The sequence below is a fragment of the Streptomyces aureus genome, from assembly GCF_001418135.1.
GTDB lineage: Bacteria > Actinomycetota > Actinomycetes > Streptomycetales > Streptomycetaceae > Streptomyces > Streptomyces aureus_A.
The window spans coordinates 1-5,720 of record NZ_LIPQ01000538.1 but is presented as its reverse complement, the minus strand read 5'-3'; the positions used below and the strand labels follow the sequence as shown (position 1 = coordinate 5,720).

The 5,720-nt window shown below is 73.3% G+C and carries 6 protein-coding genes and 1 pseudogene; 5 read left to right on the top strand and 2 right to left on the bottom strand.

The genetic code is table 11. The annotated features are described in order from the left end of the window. Window positions 1-704 (bottom strand): carboxylesterase family protein (locus tag AOK00_RS33410; protein WP_159041910.1); only part of this gene is annotated, 704 nt, incomplete at its 3' end. 253 nt (window positions 705-957) lie between these two features. Between AOK00_RS33410 and AOK00_RS33405 the strand changes: the two genes are divergently transcribed. Continuing rightward, window positions 958-2,268 (top strand): NAD(P)/FAD-dependent oxidoreductase, encoded by a 1,311-nt coding sequence (locus AOK00_RS33405; protein WP_055603897.1) that lies wholly within the window; start codon window positions 958-960, stop codon window positions 2,266-2,268. Window positions 2,269-2,278: 10 nt separating this feature from the next. After that, window positions 2,279-3,220 carry a sigma-70 family RNA polymerase sigma factor gene (locus tag AOK00_RS33400; protein ID WP_055603898.1) on the top strand — a complete coding sequence of 314 codons (942 nt, stop codon included), beginning with the start codon at window positions 2,279-2,281 and terminating at the stop codon, window positions 3,218-3,220. Between the two features lie 141 nt (window positions 3,221-3,361). On the opposite strand, the pseudogene AOK00_RS33395 reads toward AOK00_RS33400, so the two are convergent. After that, window positions 3,362-3,903, bottom strand: a pseudogene (locus AOK00_RS33395) (GNAT family N-acetyltransferase). Between the two features lie 111 nt (window positions 3,904-4,014). Here AOK00_RS33395 and AOK00_RS33390 point away from each other — a divergent pair. Genes AOK00_RS33390 through AOK00_RS33380 form a run of 3 tightly spaced genes read left to right on the top strand, consistent with a single transcriptional unit; the run spans window position 4,015 to window position 5,667 of the window. Then, on the top strand, window positions 4,015-4,338 hold the full coding sequence (locus AOK00_RS33390; protein ID WP_055603896.1) for a hypothetical protein: 324 nt from the start codon (window positions 4,015-4,017) through the stop codon (window positions 4,336-4,338). Further along, the gene (locus tag AOK00_RS33385) at window positions 4,335-4,889 is read left to right on the top strand and encodes a hypothetical protein (RefSeq protein WP_055603895.1); all 555 of its coding nucleotides are present in this window, start codon (window positions 4,335-4,337) and stop codon (window positions 4,887-4,889) included. Before AOK00_RS33390 ends, AOK00_RS33385 begins: the two co-directional genes overlap by 4 nt. A gap of 22 nt (window positions 4,890-4,911) precedes the next feature. Then, window positions 4,912-5,667, top strand: a complete 756-nt coding sequence (locus AOK00_RS33380; protein ID WP_055603894.1) for a dienelactone hydrolase family protein — start codon at window positions 4,912-4,914, stop codon at window positions 5,665-5,667. The last annotated feature ends 53 nt before the right edge of the window (window positions 5,668-5,720 follow it).

The following is a 5,720-nucleotide window of genomic DNA, read 5'->3' as shown; positions in this document are numbered from 1 at the left end:
GAGATCGCCGCGGCGATCTCGCGGGTGGTCGCCTCGGCGATCTCGGGCGTGTAGCAGGGGCTGGCGGGGCTGTGGGCGATGGCGCGGCGGAACAGTCCACGGGCGAGGTCCATCACCATCAGACAGGCGACGGAGCCGGCTCCGGAGGACTGGCCGGCGATCGTGACGTTGCCGGGGTCGCCACCGAAGGCGGCGATGTTGTCCCGTACCCACCGCAACGCCTCGACCTGGTCGAGCAGACCCCGGTTGTCCGGATGGCCGGACGCCGCACCGCCCGGGACGTGACCGAAGCCCTCGAAGCCGATGCGGTGGTTGAAGGTGACCACGACCAGACCGGCACGGGCGAGCACGGTGCCGTCGAAGTCGGGCTGCGCCGAGGAGCCGAAGGTGTACGCACCGCCGTGGATCCAGACCAGGACGGGGAGCCGGCCGCCGTCGGGTGCGGGGGTCCAGATGTTGAGGGTGAGGATGTCCTCGTCACCGGGAGACCAGACGGGCGCCCCCGGGAGTTCCGCCGACTGCGGCGCGATCGGGCCGAACTTCGCGCAGTCCCGCACTCCGCTCCACGCGGCCGCCGGGCGGGGCGCGCGGAACCGGTCGGCGCCGAAGGGCGGTGCGGCGTACGGGATTCCGAGCGCGGCGACGACGTCGGCGGATGCCCGGAAGCCCTGGGCCAGACCGTTGTTCGTCCTGAAGATGTCCATGGCCGGAGCCTTGCATCACGCGGCGGGCGGGGGCCAACACCAAGATCGCGAGGATTGACGCACCACAGATGTCAATCGGCCGGCGTACGGCCCCGGCGACGGGCCTTCGCCAGGAGTGACCGGCACGCCCGACGCGACCGGGGTGACGGGCGTGACCCACCTGACCGGCGTGACCGGCGTCACATCCCACTCCTGTCAGCAATCGATGCTCCATCCCGTTCAAGGGGCGCCCGAACGAGACAGGAGCATCGCCATGAAGCACCGCATCGTCGTACTCGGCGCCGGATACGCCGGGGCCCACGCCGCCGGAAACCTGGCGCGCCGGCTCTCCCCCGCCGACACCGAGATCACCGTCGTCAACGCCGCCCCCGACTTCGTCGAGCGGATGCGGCTCCACCAGCTCGCGAGCGGCCAGGACCTCGGGGTCCGCAAGCTCACCGACGTCTTCGCGGGCACCGGGGTGCGGGTGCGGCTGGCCCACGTCACCGGCATCGACCCCGGGCGCAGGACCGTCACCGTGACCCCGACAGCCGCCACGACCGGCGGGGAGGGCAGGGACGGCGGGGACGGCGCCTTCCGGGAAGGCGACACCCGCACCGACGAGCTCGCGTACGACACCCTCCTCTACGCCCTCGGCAGCTCCGTGGCCCACCACGGCGTCCCCGGCGCGGCCGAGTACGCCCACGACGTGGCCGGCCTCTCCTCAGCGCTGCGCCTGCGCGAGCGCATCGCCGCCCTCGGTGCGGGCGGCACCGTGCTGGTCGTCGGCGAGGGGCTGACCGGCATCGAGACCGCCACCGAGCTCGCCGAGTCCCGGCCCGACCTCACGGTCACCCTCGCCGCCCGCGGCGAACTGGGCGCCTGGCTCTCCCCGAAGGCCCGCCGGCACCTCCGCCAGGCCTTCGACCGGCTCGGCGTCACCGTCCACGAACACACCGCCGTCGAGGCCGTCGAGCCGACCCGGGCGATCGCCGCCGGCGGTACGCCCATCCCGGCCGACGTGACCGTGTGGTCGGCCGGGTTCGCCGCACACCCCCTCGCGGCCGCCGCCGGTCTGGAGGTCACCGAGACCGGCCGGATCGTCGTCGACCGCACCATGCGCTCGGTCTCGCACCCGGACGTCTACGCCGCCGGGGACTCCGCCCACGCGATCGGCGACAACGGACGGCCGCTGCCGATGTCCTGCGCCTCGGCCGGCTTCACCACCATGCAGGCGACCGCCGCGATCATCGCGCGCCTGACGGGCGGCGAGGTCCCGACCGTCGGACTGAAGTACTACGGCAACCACATCAGCCTCGGACGGCGGGACGCCATCTTCCAGATGGTGGACGGGAACGTCCGGTCGAAGGCCTGGTACCTGGGCGGCCGGACCGCCGCGCGGCTCAAGGCGGGCGTGCTCAAGGGTGCCGGGTGGGGCATCGCCCACCCGACCTCCGGCCTGCCGAAGCGCAGGCGCCGCCTGACCACCGCACCGACACCCGCCGTCACCGACCGCGCCGACCGCACCGCTAGCACCGACCGCACCGACCGCACCGACCGCACCGACGTGAGGGTCGACGCCTAGGGTGTTCCGCATGGACAGTGCAGCCGTCGACCGCTTCGAGGCCGGCCGTGGCCGGCTGGCCTCGATCGCGTACCGCATGCTCGGCTCGGCCGCCGACGCCGAGGACGCCGTACAGGACACGTTCCTGCGCTGGCAGACCGCGGACCGCGAACGGATCGAGGTCCCGGAGGCGTGGCTGACCAAGGTCCTCACCAACCGCTGCCTCGACCGGCTGCGTTCGGCGCACACGCGCCACGAGCACCCGGCCGGCGCCTGGCTGCCCGAACCGCTCCTCGAAGGCGACCCGATGCTCGGCCCCGCCGACACCTTCGAGCAGCGCGAATCGGTGTCGCTGGCCGTACTGACCCTCCTGGAGCGCCTCTCACCGGTCGAGCGGGCCGTCTACGTCCTGCGTGAGGCCTTCTCGTACAGCCACGCCGAGATCGCCGGGATCCTCGACATCACCGAGTCCGCGAGCCAGCAGCACATCCACCGGGCCCGGACCCGGGTCGCCGCCGAGCGCCGCCGCGGTGGCGTCCAGGCCGACCCCGCGTCCGCCCGCCGGGTCGTCGAGGAGTTCCTGGCCGCCGCCGTGTCGGGGCGCACCGATAGGCTGGTGGCACTGCTCACCGACGACGTGACGGCGGTCTCGGACGGTGCCGGACTGGCCAAGCGGCTGCTGCGGGTCACGACGCGCGAACGGGTCGCCTCCTTCGCGCGGGCCGGCTTCAGGCCCACGCCGGCGAAACGGCGCCTGGCCGGCGGCACGCCCTCGATCCACCTCGCGGTGGTCAACGGCGCCCCGGCCGTGCTCGCCGTCGTCGACGGCCGGGTCGTGGGCGCGGTGGCGTTCGCGGTCAGCGACGGCAGGATCGCGTCCCTGCACGGCATCGCCACCACGGACCGGCTCACGCGGCTCAACGAGGCCTGGCGGAAGCACGAGCCGGAGGCGCCGGTGATCGAGGCGTGGTGAACCGACCGGCCGGAACGACGGATCCGCCGACGGACGGCCGGGCCGGGCGTGCGAGCACTACCGGCTGTTCGCGTGCACGGAGGCGTACGTGATCGGCGCGGCCCGGATCGCCGCCCCGGGACCGCTGTCCCCGGCCGCTACCTAGACCCCCGGCTTCGGCTTCCACTCCTGGACGAGGAGTCCGAGGATGACCTCGTCCAGGAACTCGCCCATCACCCAGGCCGAGGACCGCAGCACGCCCTCGCGGACGAAGCCGTTGCTCTCGGCGGAGCGCAGCATCGCGGTGTTGTCCGCCAGCGTCTCGATCTGCAGCCGCTGGAGGCTGCGTACGACGAAGCCGTAGTGGCACAGCGTCGCGACCACATCGGTGCCGTAGCCCCTGCCGCGGGCGGCCGGCAGCAGTCCCAACCCGATGTGCGCGACCCGGTTGTGAGTGTCGATGCCCCACAGGGTCGCGGTACCGATCAGGGTGCCGCCCTCCAACTCCACCAGGAGAACGGCACATGGCCCTCCGCCGAGTCGTCCACGACGAGCCGCCGGTCCTTCGAACCCGGCGTGACCGGCCGCCAGGGCCCCGCTTCGGCTCGCGAGGCGTTGACCACGTCGTCGTAGAGCTCGGTCCGAAGGACCGGGATGTCTTCCTCGTGCCGAGCCCTGAGCCCGACCTTGCTACCCCTCAGCATGCGAGCTTCCTACCCGACCCGGCTCACCGGCGGCAAACCGTTAAGACGCCGACGGGGAAGGCGCGGCGATATCCCCTCGCCGATCGCCCGGAGTACGGGAATCATGGACGGATGCCGTCGACGTCGACCGATACAGCGGCCCGCCGGCTGCGGGACCGTGCCGTGCTCCGGAGTGCGGGCGAGCTCCCCGACGCCGATGGCGTCGGCGCGGCCTGTGACGCGCTCGTCGCCGGGCGGGACGGTCCCGCGCTGCGGATGCTCGCCGCACGCACGCGCGCCGGGGCGGACCACGAGGCGCACGACCTGCTTCCGCCGGTACTCGACGAGTACGCCCCGCTCGGACACGGCGACAGCTCGACGGCGCGGGTCGACGCCGAGGTGACCGCCGAAGCCCACCGGCTCGCGAACGCGGACGACGGACCGGGGGCACGGTGAGCGGCTGGTGGGCCTACCTGGACGAGCGGACCCGGCAGGAGGTCGACTCGCACGTGACGCGCGACCGCCGACTGCTGGCGCTCAAGGCGGTGTGGGACGCCCTGAAGCCACTGGAGTTGGGGCTGCGCGAGGCCGAGCAGGTGGTCCACGCGCGCTACGAGGCGCTCGGCGATCAGGTGCGGTACACGCCACCCGATCCTCTCGACCTCGCCTCACTCGCCGACCGTGCCGCAGCGCTGCCGGGCCGGGTGGTCGCCGTGGAGGCGCTGTGGGACGGCGACACGGTGAACGACTGGTTCGTCGTGGTGGTCGCGGTCCTGGATCACCCGGCCGGAGAAGGCCATCTGGCGACCGTCCATCACCGCCGTGACGGCCTGCCCCCGGGTCCCGTCGCCGAAGAGGCGGGCCGGGCGCTCGCCGAGCACCTCGGGGTGCCCTTCCACTTCGCCTCCCCGGACGTTCCCGACGACGACGCCCCGCGCCTGCGGACGGCCCGTCCGCCGAAGGGACGTGGTCCGACGAAGAAGGCCGGCGGCCCGCACCCTTGTTGATCATGACTGTTACGGTCGTTCCATGGCCACCACGACACTGCGGATACCCACCCCCGACGGCCAGGCCGACGCCTTCGCCGCCTTCCCCGACGACGGCCGGCAGCACCCTGGCGTGCTCTTCTACATGGACGTGTTCGGCCCGCGGCCGCGGCTGGAGGAGATGGCGCGCGAGCTCGCCGCGCACGGCTACTACGTGCTCGTGCCCAACGTCTACTACCGGGAGGGGCGGGCGCCCCTCATCGACCTTCCCGAGCACATCGGGGAGGAGGAACGGCCCGGGCTCTTCGAGCAGCTCATGCCGTTCTACCTCGCGCACACCACCGAGCGCGTGCTGGCCGACGCCGACGCGTACCTCTCGTTCCTCGCGGACCGGCCCGAGGTCCGCGAGGGGCCCGTCGCCGTCGTCGGCTACTGCCTGGGTGGCGTCCTGGCGATGCGTACCGCCGCCGCCCACCCCGACCGGGTCGCCGCCGTCGCCGGATTCCACCCGGGGGCCCTGATCACGGACGCGGCCGACAGCCCGCACCTCCTCGCCCCGAAGGTCACCGCCGAGGTGCACTTCGGGATCGCCGAGGGTGACATGACGCCCGAGGAGTTCGGCGGGCTCAACGAGGTACTGGAAGCCGCCGGCGTCCGCCACAGCAACGAGATCTACCCCGGCACCGTCCACGGCTTCACCATGGCCGACACGAGCGCGTACAGCCCGGACGGGACGCGGCGCCACTGGGACCGTCTGCTGCCGCTCCTCACCCGCACCCTCACGGCCGGCGGCGCCTGAGCGGCCCGGGCCGCGCCCTTCCGGCCGCTCGCCGGCGAGGCCCTCCGCGGGGA

Coding starts and splice junctions, on each gene's coding strand:
- AOK00_RS33390 (WP_055603896.1), top strand. CDS start 4,015: ATGCCGTCGACGTCGACCGATACAGCGGCCCGCCGGCTGCGGGACCGT.
- AOK00_RS33400 (WP_055603898.1), top strand. CDS start 2,279: ATGGACAGTGCAGCCGTCGACCGCTTCGAGGCCGGCCGTGGCCGGCTG.
- AOK00_RS33405 (WP_055603897.1), top strand. CDS start 958: ATGAAGCACCGCATCGTCGTACTCGGCGCCGGATACGCCGGGGCCCAC.
- AOK00_RS33380 (WP_055603894.1), top strand. CDS start 4,912: ATGGCCACCACGACACTGCGGATACCCACCCCCGACGGCCAGGCCGAC.